Raw genomic sequence first — 17,050 nt, 5'->3', positions numbered from 1 at the left:
CCTTGATCCAGTAAAGAAACTCTGAACAGCTCCGCTGCGCTGGGCCTGTCCGGTCCCGGGAGATGCTTGACACTTCGATCCCAGCTGATGGTTGACGGTGGCCGTGATCGGCTTTTCTGTGCACGTCGTTGCGGCGTGTGGCGGGAGGCCGGGATTGGCTCTGGTGGAGTTGTCGGTTGTCGAGCAGAGATACCGGGCTGTGCTTGCGGTGCTGGCGGGCGCGACGGTGACGGAGGTCGCCGCCCGGCTGGGGGTGTCGCGGCAGACGGTGAGCGGGTGGAAGTCCCGGTATGAGGCCGAGGGGCTGGCGGGGTTGGTGGACCGGTCGCGTAGGCCGGCTTCGTGTCCGCATCAGGCGTCTGCGGAGGTGGAGGCGGCTGTGTGTGAGCTGCGGCGCAAGCATCCTCGGTGGGGTCCGCGGCGGATCGCTCATGTGCTGGAGCGGTCCGGTTCAGTCACGCCGGTGCCGTCGCGGATGACGGTGTATCGGATCCTGGTCCGTCATGGGCTGGTGGAGCCGGAGGTGCGGCGCCGGAAGCGGTCGGATTACAAGCGCTGGCAGCGGGACCGGCCGATGCAGTTGTGGCAGATGGACATCGTCGGCGGGGTGATGCTGGTCAACCCGGTGAGCGGCGAGCTGACCGAGGCGAAGGTCGTGACCGGGGTGGATGACCATTCCCGGTACTGCGTGATCGCATCGGTGGTCGAGCGGGCAACCGGCCGGGCGGTCTGTGCGGCGTTCGCCCGGGCCTTGCAGACGTTCGGGGTGCCGGAGGAGGTGCTCACGGACAACGGCAAGCAGTTCACCGACCGGTTCGGGCAGGGCGGTGAGGTGTTGTTCGACCGGATCTGCCGGGAGAACGCGATCGCGCACCGGCTGACGCAGCCGGCGTCGCCGACCACGACGGGCAAGGTGGAGCGGTTCCATCAGACGCTGCGGCGTGAACTCCTCGACGACTGTGGTGCGTTCGAGAGTGTCGGTGCGGCTCAGGCGGCGCTGGATGCGTGGGTGCAGGAGTACAACTGTGTGCGTCCGCATCAGGCGCTGGACATGCAGTCTCCTGCCGAGCGGTTCGTCCCGGTCCCCGAGTCGGAGCGGGATGTGCTGGGGGTGCGGGTGCCCGGGGTGCTGGCGCTGGTGCCGCAGCAGCGGACGGCGCCCGTGACTGCAGATCCTGGCGATGTGGTGCCCGAGGGTTCTGCGGATCCGCCGGAGACGGTGACGGTGCCGGTGGAGCCCGGTGGGCCGGTGGAGTTCGAGCGGGTGGTCCCTGCGAGTGGGAACCTGCAGGTCGCGGGCAAGCAGTTCTGGCTCGGCCCGGCCCGCGCAGGGCTGACGGTGACCTTCTGGGCCGACACCTCGGTGATCCATCTCCTGGTCGCCGGGACGCGGATCAAGAGCGTGCGTTCACACCTGTCGGTGACGGATCTCGCGCAGCTGGCGGCTCGCGGAGGCCGTGCGGCGGGACCGGCACCGCTTCCGGCCGGTGACGGGGCGGCCGCGTTCGAGGTGGACCGGGCCGTGAACAACAGTGGGCTGGTGGGCCTGGCCGGGCACCAGGTGCTGGCCGCAGAGATCCTGGGTGGCCGCCAGGTCGGCATCCGGATCGACGACGAGACACTGTCGTTCTTCGACCTGTCCTCGCGGGAGCTGCTGCGGGTGCGGCCCAACCCGCTCAGTCCCGACGAGGTCCGGCGTCTGCGCGGCCTGCGGCCCGCGGGCCCACCGCCACGGCCCCGTGTCGAGCCGGTCCGCGTCCAGCGGCGAGTCAGCGCGGTCGGCACGGTCATGGTCTGCCGGCAGACCGTCTCCCTCGGCCGCCAGTACGCAGGCCAGACCGTGACCGTGCACGTGGCGGAGTCGACGATCACCGTCGAGCTGGACGGGCAGGTCCGGGTCATCCGGCGCACGACCGACATTCCCGTCCGCCACGTCAAGGCGAACAAGCCCTACAAGGTTTCCGATGTTGTCTAGGCCCACCGTCAAGCATCAGCTGGGACCAGAACGTCAAACATCACCTGGGACTAGACACGCTGCGCTGGGCCCGTGGCCGGTCATGCGCCCATGCGGCGTCCTCGCCTTCCCAACCCGTTCCACATCTCCGCAACCGTTATAGACATGCATGGGCGCATTGCAGCCTATTTGCTCCGGAGGTCAGCGAACTTTATCCACAGGCAAATCGGCCCAGGGTTGGAGCTGTGGAAAAACGCACGGCAAATCACACCCACCGTTACCTATCCGTGATCTTTGAGCTGTCACACCCGGGCGGATTTTTGTACCTGATAGCAGGTGAGGGCCGGAGATCGGCGGCTTCCGTGAGCGTGAGGAGAGGGGCGGCCAAGTTCCCGCCAGAGAGGAGCAGCGGCATGGCGAGGGTCACATTTACGTCGGGTCACACGCGACCCGAAAAGCGAACCCCTATAGGCGCCCCTCGACGCAAGGGGCGGAACGTAGCCGACGATCGCCGGTTACCCACACCGGCGATTCTCCGGACCATTGATGTTCCTCGGCGAACGAAGGGAGATGTGTGATGTTGGCCGCGAAGTGCGGGGGCGGTGGGGCGTCCGTTCGAATTCAAGCGGAGCGCGCCGGATGCAATCCGACTTCTTCGCCTCGCCGCGGGCCCGGATCTCCCGGTTCGCTCTATCTGCCCTGTGGGCGCAAGTTGGTCACGCCTCCCGCCATGCGGGCCGCGCAGAAAGGTTCTTGCCCGCTGGACGGGAGCGTGAGGCCGGGGCCTTCGAACGTGTCCGGTCGGCGCGGTAGACCTGACTCACCAGGCGCGATGGCTGCTGGTTGGCCTGCGCGGGCAAGCCCGGCTTCGGCTGGCTCTGGGCGGCGCGATGACACGGAAAAGGCACGGAAGCAAGGCGGGGAGCGGAAAATGACCGAGCATGAAATAGCCGTGCTGGATGCGGAGTTGACCGACGTGTGCGCAGCGGTTGCCCGGTTGGATGCGATGGTGCAGCGGTTGGCGACGGCTATTTCCGCTGCTGAGCCTCCACGATCTCCAGAAGCCGAGTCACCGTCTCCTCAAGCCGCTTGATATCGGTCTTCATGGCCTTCATGTCCTCGGCGAGGGATTCCGCGCTGGGGCCGGGAGCATGGTCGACTGTTTCGAGCCGGTTTTCTCGGCCCTGCTCGCCGGGGGCTGCTTCGGCCGGCGCGATGGTGGCGCTATTGCGGACGAAACTGCCCCGGCCCTGGACGCTGTAGATCAGCCCTTCGCTCTTGAGGAGCCGTAGCGCGTTCTGCACGGTGCTGCTTGCGATGCCGTACCGGTCTTGGAGTGCGCGGGCAGAGGGCAGCTTGTCGCCGGGCTTCAGTCGGCCGGTGCTGATCTCTCTGCGCAGGACCTCGGCGGCCTGGACGTAAGGCGGCCGGGAGTCGTCTTCGAGCGGCAGTGTCATGCCCGCAGGATACGGGCGCTTACCTCACACGCGATACACCCGCATCACCCTTGTGTCGCGTGTGTAGCGAGACAATCGGTGTGCGGGTGTTGCGTGTGTAGCGAGTGTCGTGGTTATGTAGTGGTGCGGCCGGACCTACCGGCCCAACTCGAAAGGAAGTGCCCCATGGCTCGTATCCGTGTTGGTCTGCTCCCGTCGGCGTCGTTCATGGTCGGCAACATGGCCGTGCCGAAGTACGCGGACGCCGAGAAGACGCAGTTCGCCGTGGACCGCGAAACCGGCGCGAAGCTGTTCACGATCACCCTCTTCTTCATGGAGGAGGACCGCGCCGAGGCGCTGAAGATCACCGTTCCGGAGACCGGTCTGCCCAACGGCCTCAAGCCGGGTGTGCCGGTCATGCCGGTGGAGCTGTTCGCCACCCCGTGGGCCCGGATCTTCAACGGATCGCTCTCGGACGGCATCGCCTACCGCGCGGACCGCTTGGACCTGGTCGGCGGCTCGGCCCCGGCCGCTGAGACGGCGTGAGCGGCACCGCCTTCTCCCGCACCGGCCGCGACACCCAGCTTCACAGTGTCGCGGCGGTGTGGGAGAGCGCGGGCTTTCCGCCCGCATCGGCTCTTCGCCATGCGGAGATCTGCCTGACGCTCGCCGGTCACGACGACAGGGTTCGTCGCGTCGCGGCGATGTGGGCGAACCACGGCTTTCCGCACGCTGACGCGGTCCAGCGCGCGGAAATCTGCCTGATCCTCGCTGCGACGACACCCGCCGACCGCACCCGGACCCGAAATCGAAGGAAGGAAGCGAAGTGACCGTGAACGACGTGACTGAGGTGATGGGCTACGCCCCGGTCCTGATCGGAGCGAGTCTGGCCGGTATCGCCGTGTGGGCGCTGGTGTGGGTCGTCTGCTACCTGCGGGCCGATGCCATGACCCGGCAGTCCATCCGGCAGGCCGTGCGGGTGCGACGGACCTGGAAGCGGCTCGCGCAGATGCTGAAGCTGTGCGCCACGGACAAGATGCCCACCGCGATGGCTTCCCTGGTGAACGCGGACGGCAAGCCCGTCAGGCCCCGTGTCCTGGTCCCCACGCTGAAGGTGACGCATGACGCGTACGGGGTGATCGCTCGGGCGGGCTGCCTGCCCGGGGTCGGCCTGGAGCAGTACCAGAAGGCTGCCCCGTACCTGGCGGACGCCTGGCGGTGCACGCGCGTCGCGGTCACGCAGGATGAACCGGGATCGGTCGTCATCCGGGGTGTGCGGCTCGATCCGCTCAAGTTCCCCACCGAGCACCGCCCCACGGGCAAGGTGCCGGAGAAGGTGGCCCGGTTGGATCTGGGCGTGGACGAGTACGCCCAGCCGGTGTGCGTCGACCTTCGGCACGTGACCGGTATGTGCGTGGCCGGCCTCCCTGGCAAGGGCAAGACGTCGCTGATCAACAGGCTTCTGTCCGACTGGGCGCCCGCGCCGTGGGTTCAGTTCGCCTGCGCGGACGGCAAGGTGTCCGCCGCGTACGAGGGTGACTACGCCGACTGGGTACAGCGCATGTTCGCCTTCGTCGGCGATGACCTCGAAGAGGCGAACACGCTGTTCCGGCGGCTGGTAGACCTGCGGCGCGTGCGCTCGACCTTGGTGCGCGATGTCCTCGGGGTGAAGTCCATGTGGGACGTGGACCCATCCGAGAAGTGGCCGCTGGTCGTGCTGATCATCGACGAGGCGCACACCTATTTCCGCGACCACAAGGGCAGCGACCCCAAGACCAAGAGGCTGGCCGCGCTCGCTGCCGAGAACGCCCGGCTGGTGGAAGACCTGGTCAAGAAGGGCCGCTCGGTGGGCATGCTCGTCATCCTCGCGACGCAGAAGAGCACGGGCGACGCCATCCCCACCTTCATCCGCGACGTGTGCCCCATTGGCCTGAGCTTCGCGCAGAAGACCGCCGAAGCTGCCGTGGCGGCCCTCGGTGAGGACATCCGGGACTGGCCGGACGCCAACCCGATCAACCTTCAGGACCCGGCCTACGTCGGCGTCGCCTCGATGAACCACCAGTCACAGCCCGGCTTCACTCGCATCCGCACCCCGTACGTGCCGGACGAGTGGGCGGCCGAGATCGCGCGCAAGACCGCCCATCTGACCGCCGACCCGGCCAACCTGCTTCCCACCGTCGACTTCACCAAGACCGACCCGGACGACGGCTCCACGCCGATCGCGGCCTGACGACCCGGCGGCCAACGCCCCACCACCTGTGAAAGGAGGTGAACACCCAATGTCTGAGGACCGGATCACTCAGCGCACCGTAACCGTGGTCATGGGCGTCATCGCCCTGCTGGCGTTCGTCTTCTCCTTCGGCAACGTCTGGGCCCTGGCCCTGCGCCTGGGCGTCCCCGCCCCCATCGCACCCCTGATCGCCCCCATGGTCGACCTGTCAGTGGTCGGGCTCCTGGTCGCCCTGCGCTACCTCTCCCTGCGGGGCGTCCCGCCCGAGCAGATGAAGGCGGCCACCCGCCTCATGCACATCTCCGGCTTGCTCACCCTGGCCCTCAACATCGCCGAACCCGTCACCGCCGCGCACTACGGCCGCGCCGCCGTGGACGCCGTGGCCCCGCTGCTACTCCTCGGCTGGGGAGCGGTCGGCCCCCAGCTCCTGCGCTCCTTCCACGCGGTCACCACCGAAGCAACCGCCCCGGCCCCGGCTGCCGAGACGGAACCGACGCAAGAGCCCGCCCCGGCCTCCGCCGAACAGGAACGCGCCCCGACGCCTGCACCACACGTCGCGCCGGAACCGGACCCGGCCCCCGCACTCAACACCCCAGCGCTCGTCCCGCCTGCGCCTGCGGTCAAGGTGCCTGAGCCGCTGCTGACCGAAGCACGCGCCATCGCCTCGGCCCACCACGCCGAGCACGGCGAACCCATCACGGCGGCCCAGCTCAAGAGGCGGCTCGGCCTCGGCCTGCCCATGGCCACCGCCCTCCACGCCGCCCTGTAGAGCCGCTCTCCCGCCGGCCTTCCGGCACCGCCCCACCCCGAGCCCGTCCCTGGGCCAGTCCGTCATGCACACGGGCAGCAGCCCGGCCGCGCTGCCGTGACGTCTGCTGCCCGCGTGCCCCAACCGTCGTGCCAGAAGGGAGACCCCTCCACTCATGAGCCGCCAACTGGACCTGCGCCACCTGATCAGCCCCGGCCTGCGGGACCTGGTCGAACTGGCCAACACCCACGACTTCGACCGCGTACAGCAGCAGGTACACGACCTGCGCGGCTGCACCAGCCCCGTCAACCTTCACGGCTGGACCGTCACCACCGACCCGACCACCAAGGAAGTGGTCCGCTCCTACCGCTCCGAGGACGAACCCTCCGGACGCCTGCTGACCACCTGCGGTAACCGCCGTTCCTCGCGCTGCCCCGCCTGCTCCCGTGTCTACGCCGCCGACACCTACCACCTGATCAAAGCCGGACTCTCCGGCGGCAAGAGCGTCGCAGAAACCGTCCGCGACCACCCCCGCGCCTTCGTCACCCTCACCGCCCCCTCCTTCGGCCCCGTCCACAACCGCCCGACCACCGACGTGGGCAAGCGACGCCCCTGCACCTGCGGCGACACCCACGCCGAAGACGCCCCCGAACTCGGCACCCCCCTGAACCCGGCCACCTACGACTACACCGGCGCCGTGCTGTGGAACGCCCACGCCGGACAGCTCTGGGCACGCTTCACCACCTACCTGCGCCGCGCCCTGGCCAAGCACTTCGGCATCACGCAGAAGGCCCTGAACTCGACCCTGCGCGTCTCCTTTGCCAAGGTCGCCGAGTACCAGAAGCGCGGCCTGGTCCACTTCCACGCCGTGATCCGCTTCGACGGACCCGACGGCCACACCACCCCGCCCCCGCCCTGGGCCACCTTCGACGCCCTCAAGGTCGCCGTGGGCCTGGCCGTCGAGCGTGCCCGGCTCACCATCGAGTCCGACGCCATCGGCGAACGTGTCATCGCCTGGGGCGGCCGGTACAAGGTCGACCCCATCACCGCCCTGGGCGACGGCGAACTCACCGATGCGCGCGTTGCTGAGTACACAGACGCCAAGGTCGCCGGATACATCGCCAAGTACGCCACCAAGAGCGCCGAAGGCACCGGCACCGTAGACCGCACCCTCATATGCCGCCCCTGCGCCGGACGCGGCTACGTACGCAGCGCCACCCGCCTCCCGCACGGCTGCGCCAACTGCCACGGCACCGGACAAACCGAACCCATCAAGGCCCTGCCCGTCCGGCAGCACGTGCGCCAGATGATCCGCACCGCCTGGGCCCTCGGCCACCTGCCGGAGTTCGCCGAACTCAAGCTCTGGAAGTGGGCTCACATGCTCGGCTTCCGCGGCCACTTCTCCACCAAGTCCCGCGCCTACTCCACCACCCTCGGCGCACTCCGCGACGTACGCCGCGCCTGGCGCCTCGCCCAGGTCGAAGCCGCCCGCGCCCGCGCCGGCCTCCCCGCCACCGACGAGACCACCCTCGTCACCGCCTCCTCCTGGACCTACCTCAGTAGCGGCTACCGCCCCGGTGAGGAGTTCCTCGCAGCCCAGGTCCGCCACGACATAGCCCATACGCAACGCCTCAAGCAGGAGGGGGATTTCTCATGATCAACCGCAAGACGACGTTCGTCGGCCGCTTCCACTGCGGCCAAGGCTCTTGGCGTGTCTCTACTGGGACTGAGGAAGTCGCCACGGTCATCGGGCAGCTCTTCGGCAGGCAATCGCCGTCCCACGACAGCCACGAAGCCGACCACTTCGAAGTGCTGCCCCGATCAACCTCCATGCGGGTCGTCATCTCCGGCCCCGAATCCATCAGGGCCGGCCTGCTGACAGCCGCACCTCGCTATGAACCCCAGCCCAGTACTCGCCTCTCGTTCCGCCTCGCCGACGCACACGCCCTCGGCGGCTTCCGCCTCAGTTCCCCCTCATGGGACCTGGCAGAATCCGTCCCAACGCTGAGGACGGCGCTGTCCGAAGCAGACGGGGATTCCCTCTGTGAACTCGTTGCAGAGACAGTTGAGTTCACAACCCGCGATGGTGTCGCGCTGGCGTATTGCCGCCCCTCTATCAAGGTCATCGGACCCTGGCACAAACCCGCCCAGCACGCCACCTGAAGCTCGCGTGAACCACCGAGACGTCGGGTACTCAAGCATCGGTTCGCTATCTGGCTGGGATGTGAGGGCATCTTCGGGGTGCCGGCCAGCATCGCCTCGTAGGCTTTGCGCAGTCCGCTGTAGCCGGTGCCGGCCGAACCCTGGAAGTACAGGGCCCCGATGGGCTCGTACAGCGCGAGCACGCCGTCGGTGTCCCCGGCCTCGGCGCGCTAGAGCCACAGCCGGCCCAGATCCTCGGGCTTGTGCGCCTTTTCGCGACCGTGGTCGGTGACCGCCGGCTTCTAGGCCTGCCCTGGGCTCTGGGAGAACATGTACTTGTGGATGCGCCATCCGTCCGGGGTGCGACGCAGCACGAACAGCTCGCGGAAGTAGGCCTGGGTGCGAGTGCCGTCGGCCACGGCAGTCACCGTGACGGGCTGCTCGGATCGGACGATCGCGATCTCGTCGTAGACCTCGGTCGAAACCACCTCCACGTTGACCTCCATCCCGATGGCGGCGAAGGTGCTGGCGTAGAAGGAGTCAATCGCGTCGCGGCCACGCAGGCTGGGCAAGTTCTCGGGGATGATCTCGGCCTCGTCGGCGTAGAGCCGCAAGATCGTGTCAGTGTCCTTGATCTGCAGCGCTTGCATGTACGCCTCGACTACACCGACCGCGTCGGCGGTGCTGTTGTTGTTCGTCATGTGGTGCTCCTCTGATACTTGGTTGGCAACCCACACCACACGTGCCGGTGACGTGCCAACTTTTCCGTTTGTGTGAGCCGGTCAGTACGCGACGTGGACGAGGCGGCGGGTGAGCTCGCCCCGCTCCAACTCGTCGACGAGAGCGACGGCGTAGTCCTCGGTGCTGATGTGGCTGTTGCCCTCGCCGTCGCTGAGCAGTTGGTGATCGCCTGTCCGGTACGCGCCCGTGCGCTCGCCGGGCGTGATCACCGCGGGCGGGGAGAGGTAGGTCCATTCCAGGTCGTCGGCGTTGTCCCGGACAAGCTCGAACAGCGCCACCTGGGCGCGAACCGGCGGCAGGGCGTCCTCGGGGAACCCGGGGGTGTCGACGACCCGTACACCGGGGGAGACCTCCAGGATGCCCGCGCCGCCCACCACCACCAGGCGACGCACCCCGGCCCTGCGTACGCCGTCCAGTACGCCGCGGCCCACCTCCAGCAGTGACTCGGTGGCCTCGATGCCGCCGCGTGGCGGTGACACCGCCAGGACCACCGCGTCGTGGCCGGCCGCCAGGCGCGCGACGCTGTCGGCGTCGCTCGCGTCCGCCGCGAGGGTGCCGTCCTTCCCGCCGCGCGTGGCACCGGTCACCTCATGGCCCCGCTCGCCCGCCTCGGCGGCGATCCGGCTGCCGATCATCCCCGTGGCTCCGAACAGCAAGATGCGCATCCCATGACCTCCTTGTAGTCATCGCGTGTGCCGCGCACACGCCTTCACCTAGAAGGTATCAATGAGATACTGGTTACTTCAAAGATACTTAGGTATCCTCTGGGTATGGTGAAAGAAGCTGCCGACGAATCCGAGATCTGCTGCCCGTCCCGGCTGGTGCTCGACCGCATCGGTGACAAGTGGTCGGTGCTGATCGTGCTGAACCTGGGCGACGGCCCCAAGCGGTTCAGCGAACTACGCGGGACGCTTCATCACGTGACGCCCAAGGTCCTCACCTACACACTGCGGGGAATGGAACGCGACGGCCTGCTCACCCGCACGGTCTTCGCCGAGGTCCCGCCCCGCGTGGAGTACGAACTGACCCCACTGGGCCACTCCCTGCGGCCCATCGTGGAGCCGATCACCACCTGGGCCGCGGAGCACGTGGACGAGGTCCTGTCCTTGCGCAAGGCCCACGACACCCGCTCCGCGGACGAGTTCGCGGGCTCATCCGATTGAGCCTCCCTGAACATACGCAGCGGCACCCCTACCTCCGTCCGGTGGGGGCGCCGCTGCGTGTGTCCGGTGACGTCGGCGTCAGTCCTGGCCGTCGGCCGCCTCGGTCTCCTGTCCGCTCTCCTTCGTCGCTGCCGCTCGCCGCATGTGCCCCTCCTCGCCGAAGTACACCGACAGCCGCGACGTGTCCAGCTTCTTGCCGCCACGCCGCGCGGGTGCCACCTCCACGTAGCCGCCCGCGTTCAACAGCAGATCCCGCTTACCGGCCATGTTCGAGCGCTTCCACTGCTCGGCATGCGTCTCGCCGGTCGGCTCCGCCTTCACGCCGCCCGGCTTCGCCGTTCGCTGCCTCTCCTTCAGGGTCGCCAGTCGCTCTTCCAGCTTGGCGTACTGCTCCGCGTACCGGATCGCACCGTCGTCGCCCCTGAACAGGCCGCGGTCGTAGCGATCCTTTTGCAAGTCGGCCAGCGCTTCCTCAGCCTGCCTGATCTGCGGCCGGAAGTCCTCGCCCACCTCCTGGACCATCCGCATCACGGAAAGGTGCCCGTACTTCGCGAGGAACTGCTCGGTGACGTACTCCTCGGTGGTCACCCCCGCCACGGTCGGCCCGTAGCACTTCACGCCCGGCTTCTCCTCCCCCTTCGCCGCCCGCTGGCGGTACTTCAGAGGTCCGATGCACCGATACCGAAGCTGGCCATTGCGCCCGCTGAAGGTGTACATGCGCTCACCGCAGACTCCGCAGTGCATGATTCCGCGCAGCAGGGACGTTCCCGCCCGACGCTTCTCACCGGGGTTGGCCCGGCGCTCCAACTCGTCCTGGAGCGCCTGCCAGGTGTCCATGTCGAGGATCGGCGGGCGGTTGACCAGGGGCAGCCCGTCCGTCCGCAGGATCGGCTTTCCGTCCTCGATGACCTGGCCGAGCAACTGGGGATTGCCCAGCAGACTGCGCAACGTCGTCGTGTACCACTGCTTGGAGTCGCTGCGCTTACCCGCAGTCTGGCGTGAGGCGTGGCCCGGCGACGCCACGCCCTCCTCGTTGAGATCGTTGATGATCTGCATGAGCGAGTCCTTGGTCAGGACCTGCTCCACGATCCGCTTGATCGTCTTGGCTTCGTCCTCGTTGACCACGAGTACCTTGCCCGCCCCGTCGGGGTTGGCGACGACCCTGTACCCGTACGGGACCCGGCCACCGGTATAGCGACCCTCGCGACGCAGGTGCTCGTGCGCGCTGGACACCCGCATCCCGATGGTGTCGGACTCCAGCTCGGCGAAGACCGCGATCACCTTCGCCATGGCCCGGCCCATGGACGACGTGAGGTCGAGCGGCTCTGTCGCCGACGCGAGCGCAACGCTCTGGTGCTCGGCGAGTCGCATGATCTCCGCGAAGTCGACCGTCGAGCGCGCAAGCCGGTCGATCTTGAAGAACACGATCACGTCCAGCTCGGCGAGCCTGGTCAGGATCCGTTGCAGTCCCGGCCGGTCAAGCCCGCGCGAGAAGCCCGAGACATCGATGTCTTCCTCGGCGGCCACGACCTCCCAGCCGCGTGCCTCGCACAACGCTTCACAGGCCGCGCGCTGGCGTTCCGGGGAAGTCGTCTCGTCGGTTTCGCGCGATAGGCGAATATAGATAGCGGCGCGCATCCCCGGCGCGCTGGCCGGGACGCCCTTCCGGCGTCGGGCACGGGGCATAGCCCGTGCTGTGACAGGCGTTGTTTCTGTCATGAGACGACCTTATCTCCGGAGGTATGTGTGTCCTGCCTAATCGTCCAGTCCGACAAGACGCTGCTCCTGGAAGTCGACCACGAGCAGGCGGACGAGTGCCGCCGGGTCATCGCACCGTTCGCCGAGCTGGAGCGGGCGCCCGAGCACATCCACACGTACCGGGTGACCCCGCTCGGCCTGTGGAACGCGCGGGCCGCCGGGCACGACGCCGAGCAGGTCGTGGACGCGCTGGTGCAGTACAGCCGCTACCCGGTCCCGCACGCGCTCCTCGTGGACGTCGCCGAGACGATGGACCGCTACGGCCGCCTCACCCTCTCCAAGCACCCGGTCCACGGTCTCGTCCTCACCACCACCGACCGGCCGGTGCTGGAGGAGATCCTGCGGTCGAAGAGGGTCGCTCCGCTCGTCGGGGCCCGGATCGACCCGGACACCGTCGCCGTGCACCCCTCCGAGCGCGGACAGATCAAGCAGACCCTGCTGAAGCTGGGCTGGCCCGCCGAGGACCTCGCCGGGTACGTGGACGGCGAGGCGCACCCGATCGAGCTGGCCGAGGACGGCTGGGCGCTGCGGCCCTACCAGAAGCAGGCCGTGGAGAACTTCTGGCACGGCGGAAGCGGGGTGGTCGTGCTCCCCTGCGGCGCGGGCAAGACCCTCGTCGGCGCCGGTTCCATGGCCCAGGCGAAGTCCACGACCCTCATCCTCGTCACCAACACCGTCTCCGCGCGGCAGTGGAAGCACGAGCTGGTGAAGCGGACGTCACTGACCGAGGAAGAGATCGGCGAGTACAGCGGTACGAGGAAGGAGATCCGGCCGGTCACCATCGCCACGTACCAGGTGCTGACGACCCGCCGGAAGGGCGTCTACCCGCACCTGGAGCTGTTCGACTCCCGCGACTGGGGCCTCATCGTCTACGACGAGGTGCATCTCCTTCCCGCTCCGGTCTTCAAGTTCACCGCCGATCTGCAGGCGCGCCGGCGGCTGGGGCTGACGGCGACGCTCGTCCGGGAGGACGGCCGTGAGTCGGACGTGTTCTCGCTCATCGGGCCCAAGCGGTTCGACGCGCCCTGGAAGGAGATCGAGGCGCAGGGCTATATCGCGCCCGCCGACTGCGTCGAGGTCCGGGTGAACCTGACCGACGCCGAGCGGCTCGCCTACGCCACCGCCGAGCAGGAGGAGAAGTACCGCTTCTGCTCCACCACCGCGACCAAGCGGAAGGTGGCCGAGGCGATCGTCCGCCGCTTCGCGGGACAGCAGATTCTCGTCATCGGCCAGTACATCGACCAGCTCGACGAACTGGGCGCCCATCTGGACGCGCCGGTGATCAAGGGCGAGACCAGCAACGCGCAGCGCGAGAAGCTCTTCGACGCGTTCCGGCAGGGCGAGATCAACGTCCTGGTCGTGTCGAAGGTCGCGAACTTCTCCATCGACCTCCCGGAGGCCACGGTCGCCATCCAGGTCTCCGGCACCTTCGGCTCCCGCCAGGAGGAGGCCCAGCGCCTCGGCCGCGTCCTGCGACCCAAGGCCGACGGCCACCAGGCCCACTTCTACTCCGTCGTCGCCCGCGACACCATCGACCAGGACTTCGCCGCCCACCGCCAGCGCTTCCTCGCCGAACAGGGCTACGCCTACCGGATCATGGACGCGGACGAGCTGCTGACGGAGGGCTGAGCAAGAGGTCACAGGGGGGTGCCCGCGCTCGGTACGCTGAGTCGGACCAGCACGAGCCAGGGCAGGGAGGGCACCATGCCTCACGAGGACATCTACGAGGTGCTGTACACCGAGCCGGCGGCCCGTGATCGCGACCGGCTCGACCCCACACGTCGGGCTTCGCTCGACAAAGCGATCGAACTGCTCGCCCGCGATCCGTACACCGAGCTCTCCCGCACCATAGGAGTGGGCGACCAGGACCGCGAGATCCGGCTCACCTCGCAGATCGTCGCGGAGTACATGGTCTCCCGCGGCCGTCTGCTCCTGGTGATGCTGCGGATCTTCGACGACGCGGACATCCTGCTGCCCGAGGAAGGCTGAGGCAGACGAAGGCGGACGGGCGTTGAGCGGCAGGAGGGTCGACGTGCGGGGTGATCAGAAGGTTCACGTCAGGTCGCGCCGCGCGAGGGACCCGATTGTTCGGCAGGGGTGACCGCCCCGTGGGCTGACACGAGGCTCAGGGAAGTGGGCGGGGCCTCAGCGGCGGCGTATGCCCGCTTCCTCCGCGTATTCGCCGAGGACGATCACGCCGAAGGCGGCGCCGGCGAAGACCTTGACGGCGTGGACGGCGTCGGCGAGGCGGTGGCGGTTGTGGTGGTCGTCGAGGCCGGTCGCGCCGGGCGGCGGACCGGGTCGGCCGGAGGCCGAGGCTGGGATGAACGTCGCTGCACTCATGTCTCCATGGTGGAACCTCCGCCTTTGGATTGCGTCGGTCTGCGGAGTGAACCCGCTGAGCCCCCGGCTCACCCTCAGGTCTCGCCCACCCGTAGTACCCGCGACGTACCGGACCCCTAGGGGTACGACGAGGGCAGGTCAGGGCCCCGATCGGGTGAGCCGTGGAAATCCGTTGGCCTCCGCCCCCTCCCCTCACCTAAACTCTCCGCTCTTGCCCGCCTCCCGTTCGTGGAGCGCCGCCGCCCGGACGGAAACCGGTCGGCCACCGCCACCAGGCGGAACCCGCTCTCAGGCAGACCCCTAGGTCCCGTAGGCCACCGGAGGCACCCCCTTGTCCGCGCACCCCGACGCCCCCGCCCCGAGCACCGTCATCGATCCCGCCGCCCCCACCGATCCCCTCTCCCGAGAGCGCTCCCACCTCGCCGCCTCCCGTTCCGCTCTCCGGGCCATGCGGGAGGACGTGGAGGCGCTGGACATCAAGGACGTCACCGCGAACTGGGTGAACGCGGAGGTGCTCGCCCGCCAGATCGACGAGCGGATCAAGGCGCTGGCCGACCTGAGCCACACCCCGCTCTTCTTCGGCCGCCTCGACTATCTGCACGCCCCCGATGCGGACCAGGCCGAGGGAGCGGAAGGCGAGAGGTTCTACATCGGGCGTCGGCACGTCCACGACGCGGACGGCGATCCCATGGTCATCGACTGGCGTGCCCCCGTCTCGCAGCCGTTCTACCGGGCCTCCAAGACCGATCCGCTGGACGTCGGACTGCGGCGCCGCTTCGGGTACACCGGCGGCGACCTCACCGCGTACGAGGACGAGCACCTCTCCGACCCCGCCGAGGCGGCGGCCACCAGCAAGCTGCTGCAGCAGGAGATCGAGCGTCCGCGCGTCGGCCCGATGCGGGACATCGTGGCGACGATCCAGCCGGAGCAGGACGAGATCGTCCGGTCCGGCCTCGCCGGCTCCCTCTGCGTGCAGGGCGGCCCCGGCACCGGGAAGACCGCCGTCGGCCTGCACCGGGTCGCCTACCTCCTCTACGCCCACCGCGAGCGCCTCTCCCGCACCGGCACCCTCGTCATCGGGCCGAACCGCTCCTTCCTCCACTACATCGAGCAGGTCCTCCCGGCGCTGGGCGAGCTGGAGGTCAAGCAGGCGACCGTCGACGATCTCGTCGCCCACGTCGAGGTGCGGGGTGCGGACGAGGCGGCGGCCGCCGTCATCAAGGGCGACGCCCGGATGGCCGAGGTGCTCCGCCGGGCCGTACGGTCGCACGTCACCCTCCCCACCGAGCCCGTCATGGTCGTCCGGGGTTCGCGTCGCTGGCGCGTACCGGCGTACGAACTGGAGGACATCGTGCGGGAGTTGCTGGACCGGGAGATCCGCTACGGGGCCGCCCGCGATGCCCTGCCGCAGCGGATCGCGCACGCCGTGCTGGTGCAGATGGAACGGTCCGGGGAGGCGCCCGACGACCGGGTACAGGACGCGGTGGCCCGCAACACCGCCGTGAAGGCGGCGGTCAAGGCGATCTGGCCCCCCGTCGAGCCCGCCAAGCTCGTCCTGCGCCTCCTCTCCGACGCGGACTTCCTCGCCGTACACGCGGACGGGATCCTGACCGAGGACGAGCAGAAGACGATCCTGTGGGCGAAGCCCGTGCGGAGCGTGAAGTCGGCCAAGTGGTCCGCCGCCGATGCCGTACTCGTCGACGAGACCACCGACCTCGTACAGCGCACGCACTCCCTCGGGCATGTCGTCCTGGACGAGGCGCAGGATCTGTCGCCCATGCAGTACCGGGCGGTCGGGCGCCGCTGCACCACCGGTTCCGCGACCGTCCTCGGCGACCTCGCACAGGGCACGACCCCCTGGGCGACCCGGAGCTGGGAGGAGGCGCTGACCCACCTCGGCAAGACGGAGGCCCATGTGGAGGAGCTGACGGCCGGTTTCCGCGTCCCGACCGACGTGATCACGTACGCCTCCCGGCTCCTCCCCCACATCGCGCCCGGCCTGACGCCGGTCGCCTCGGTCCGTGAGAACCCGGGCTTCTTCGACGTACGGCCGGGTGAGGACGACTCCCAGGTGATCGCCGCGTGCCAGGAGTTGCTCCGCCACGAGGGTTCGATCGGGCTCATCGCCGCCGACGCCCGCGTGCCCGCGCTCGCCGAGGCGCTCAAGGCGGCTGGCATCGGCGCTCTCGCGCCGGGCGAGGAGACGACGTACGAGACCCGCCTGACCCTCGTACCGGCCACGCTCGCCAAGGGCCTCGAGTACGACTACGTCGTCCTGGACGAACCCCGGGCGGTCGTCGACGGCGAACCGGACGAGCGGACGGGGCTCCGCCGCCTGTACGTCGCCCTCACGCGCGCGGTGTCGGGTCTGATCGTGACCCACGCGGCTCCGCTGCCGGAGCAGTTGGCCTGAGACGGGCGCGGCCCCCGGTGACCGAGGTGACGCTGTTGGTTAATTCGGGGGCTGGTCCTGCTTCGCCCCGTTGAGCATGAGCTCGGCGGGGCGAAGTGCTGCGAAGTGGCTGGTTCGGGTGC

At 68.8% G+C, this 17,050-nt stretch carries 16 protein-coding genes; 11 read left to right on the top strand and 5 right to left on the bottom strand.

Annotated features, from left to right (window positions below; genetic code table 11):
• The first annotated feature begins 169 nt into the window (after window positions 1-169).
• Window positions 170-1,975: an IS481 family transposase gene (locus ACFU53_RS39325; protein WP_384004052.1), complete on the top strand. Its 1,806-nt coding sequence runs from the start codon at window positions 170-172 to the stop codon at window positions 1,973-1,975.
• 1,007 nt (window positions 1,976-2,982) lie between these two features.
• On the opposite strand, the gene ACFU53_RS39320 is transcribed toward ACFU53_RS39325, so the two are convergent.
• Complete coding sequence (locus ACFU53_RS39320) at window positions 2,983-3,411, bottom strand: GntR family transcriptional regulator (RefSeq protein ID WP_384004050.1); 429 nt, start codon at window positions 3,409-3,411, stop codon at window positions 2,983-2,985.
• Window positions 3,412-3,576: 165 nt separating this feature from the next.
• Here ACFU53_RS39320 and ACFU53_RS39315 point away from each other — a divergent pair, with 165 nt between their 5' ends.
• From ACFU53_RS39315 to ACFU53_RS39290, 6 genes are all read left to right on the top strand, one after another.
• Entirely contained in the window at window positions 3,577-3,936 is a 360-nt protein-coding gene (locus tag ACFU53_RS39315) for a hypothetical protein (RefSeq protein WP_327744189.1), read from the top strand.
• Window positions 3,933-4,220, top strand: a complete 288-nt coding sequence (locus tag ACFU53_RS39310) for a hypothetical protein (RefSeq protein WP_384004048.1) — start codon at window positions 3,933-3,935, stop codon at window positions 4,218-4,220. The genes ACFU53_RS39315 and ACFU53_RS39310 overlap by 4 nt, the downstream gene beginning before the upstream one ends.
• A gap of 2 nt (window positions 4,221-4,222) precedes the next feature.
• A complete protein-coding gene (locus tag ACFU53_RS39305; protein WP_384004046.1) occupies window positions 4,223-5,620 on the top strand; it encodes a cell division protein FtsK in 1,398 nt (465 codons plus the stop codon).
• A 49-nt stretch (window positions 5,621-5,669) separates the two neighbouring features.
• Entirely contained in the window at window positions 5,670-6,389 is a 720-nt protein-coding gene (locus ACFU53_RS39300; protein ID WP_384004044.1) for a DUF2637 domain-containing protein, read from the top strand.
• 154 nt (window positions 6,390-6,543) lie between these two features.
• Window positions 6,544-8,025 carry a replication initiator gene (locus ACFU53_RS39295; protein WP_384004042.1) on the top strand — a complete coding sequence of 494 codons (1,482 nt, stop codon included), beginning with the start codon at window positions 6,544-6,546 and terminating at the stop codon, window positions 8,023-8,025.
• On the top strand, window positions 8,022-8,531 hold the full coding sequence (locus ACFU53_RS39290) for a hypothetical protein (RefSeq protein WP_384004040.1): 510 nt from the start codon (window positions 8,022-8,024) through the stop codon (window positions 8,529-8,531). The genes ACFU53_RS39295 and ACFU53_RS39290 overlap by 4 nt, the downstream gene beginning before the upstream one ends.
• Window positions 8,532-8,812: 281 nt before the next feature.
• On the opposite strand, the gene ACFU53_RS39285 is transcribed toward ACFU53_RS39290, so the two are convergent.
• Window positions 8,813-9,211 carry a YybH family protein gene (locus tag ACFU53_RS39285; protein WP_384004038.1) on the bottom strand — a complete coding sequence of 133 codons (399 nt, stop codon included), beginning with the start codon at window positions 9,209-9,211 and terminating at the stop codon, window positions 8,813-8,815.
• 81 nt (window positions 9,212-9,292) lie between these two features.
• On the bottom strand, window positions 9,293-9,916 hold the full coding sequence (locus ACFU53_RS39280; protein WP_384004036.1) for an NAD(P)-dependent oxidoreductase: 624 nt from the start codon (window positions 9,914-9,916) through the stop codon (window positions 9,293-9,295).
• Between the two features lie 105 nt (window positions 9,917-10,021).
• Here ACFU53_RS39280 and ACFU53_RS39275 point away from each other — a divergent pair, with 105 nt between their 5' ends.
• A complete protein-coding gene (locus ACFU53_RS39275) occupies window positions 10,022-10,414 on the top strand; it encodes a winged helix-turn-helix transcriptional regulator (protein ID WP_384004034.1) in 393 nt (130 codons plus the stop codon).
• 78 nt (window positions 10,415-10,492) lie between these two features.
• On the opposite strand, the gene ACFU53_RS39270 is transcribed toward ACFU53_RS39275, so the two are convergent.
• Complete coding sequence (locus tag ACFU53_RS39270; RefSeq protein WP_384004032.1) at window positions 10,493-12,052, bottom strand: recombinase family protein; 1,560 nt, start codon at window positions 12,050-12,052, stop codon at window positions 10,493-10,495.
• 108 nt (window positions 12,053-12,160) lie between these two features.
• On the opposite strand from ACFU53_RS39270, the gene ACFU53_RS39265 reads away from it, so the two are divergent.
• Window positions 12,161-13,801 (top strand): DNA repair helicase XPB, encoded by a 1,641-nt coding sequence (locus tag ACFU53_RS39265; RefSeq protein ID WP_384004030.1) that lies wholly within the window; start codon window positions 12,161-12,163, stop codon window positions 13,799-13,801.
• Between the two features lie 75 nt (window positions 13,802-13,876).
• Window positions 13,877-14,161: a type II toxin-antitoxin system RelE/ParE family toxin gene (locus ACFU53_RS39260; RefSeq protein WP_384004028.1), complete on the top strand. Its 285-nt coding sequence runs from the start codon at window positions 13,877-13,879 to the stop codon at window positions 14,159-14,161.
• 156 nt (window positions 14,162-14,317) lie between these two features.
• Here the strand turns inward: ACFU53_RS39260 and ACFU53_RS39255 are convergent, their stop codons facing one another.
• A complete protein-coding gene (locus tag ACFU53_RS39255; RefSeq protein WP_384004026.1) occupies window positions 14,318-14,515 on the bottom strand; it encodes a hypothetical protein in 198 nt (65 codons plus the stop codon).
• Window positions 14,516-14,846: 331 nt separating this feature from the next.
• Between ACFU53_RS39255 and ACFU53_RS39250 the strand changes: the two genes are divergently transcribed.
• A complete protein-coding gene (locus ACFU53_RS39250) occupies window positions 14,847-16,928 on the top strand; it encodes a HelD family protein (RefSeq protein WP_384004024.1) in 2,082 nt (693 codons plus the stop codon).
• The last annotated feature ends 122 nt before the right edge of the window (window positions 16,929-17,050 follow it).

Origin of the sequence: Streptomyces sp. NPDC057474, assembly GCF_042802555.1 — a bacterium.
GTDB lineage: Bacteria > Actinomycetota > Actinomycetes > Streptomycetales > Streptomycetaceae > Streptomyces.
Note: the sequence above shows the minus strand (reverse complement) of the source record. Positions and strands in the feature narration are given on the sequence as shown.